The sequence below is a fragment of the Corynebacterium gallinarum genome, assembly GCF_014837045.1.
GTDB lineage: Bacteria > Actinomycetota > Actinomycetes > Mycobacteriales > Mycobacteriaceae > Corynebacterium > Corynebacterium gallinarum.
This window is the reverse complement of the sequence record NZ_JACSPR010000027.1, coordinates 1-887: the sequence shown is the minus strand read 5'-3', so window position 1 is coordinate 887 and position 887 is coordinate 1. Positions and strand designations below refer to the sequence as shown.

The following is an 887-nucleotide window of genomic DNA, read 5'->3' as shown; positions in this document are numbered from 1 at the left end:
AGCCCGGCAAATACAGGCCGCTACGGCGCTTCCCCAAGCCTTAGCGTCGGATATTTTACTTTTCCACAAGCCACCCCCCCCCCTTGCCCGCATCAACAATTGACTTAGACGCTGAAATTCGCGTAGACACCAGTGATGTCACAGATGAGGACATCATGAATGTTCAAGACGAGATCAAGGTGATGAACGAGTCCGCCGACCCGTACGGTTACTTCGCATCCCTGTCAGCTAATGAACAACGCGCAATCATTGCTGCAGTTGAACGTGCCAGGGTCACTGACATCAATCCTCAGGTAGCGCCTTTTGCGACCGCCCAGTCGGACCCCTACCGGATATATATCCAGGGCCTTGAAATGCTGTCCTGCATCGCGCTGGTCGATGTAGTATCATGCGGCATCGCCAATCAGGCAGCCACAACCGCGAGTATGGAAGCGCAGAACCGGTTTCCTGGCGCCACATCACTCCACAATGGAAAGGGCGATGCTTTTCGGCACTGCTCGTGGAATGCCCTGATGACGATGAGAATCGGTGCAGATGCAGCTGAACGCATTGCTACTAACCACGAAACTGTCGCTCAGGGGCCAGCGGATGAGACCAGCATGGACCTGTATAACAATGCCCAAGGTCGATTTCTTGGATCTGCTTTCGCAAGTAGTGGCGACGAAGCTTCTGCTCTGAACCAGTGCGCCCTCTGGGCTAGCATTGGACTGCTATCTACACTTTCCTAGGATAGGCACGAGAAGGGGGTTATGTTAATGAGACGCATGATGGCGCGGATAGGGTTCACTAGTATTGTCTCCCTATTACTCTCCTGGGCCTGACCCCCGTTTGGTAGACACCTTGAAACCAGCATGATGCTGGGAAAGGTAATCTGCCACCATGCCACG

1 protein-coding gene is annotated in these 887 nt (G+C 53.8%); it reads left to right on the top strand.

Annotated elements, in window-relative coordinates:
• Positions 1–83 precede the first annotated feature (83 nt).
• The gene (locus H9627_RS14295; RefSeq protein ID WP_225213897.1) at positions 84–728 is read left to right on the top strand and encodes a DUF6973 domain-containing protein; all 645 of its coding nucleotides are present in this window, start codon (positions 84–86) and stop codon (positions 726–728) included.
• Positions 729–887 lie beyond the last annotated feature (159 nt).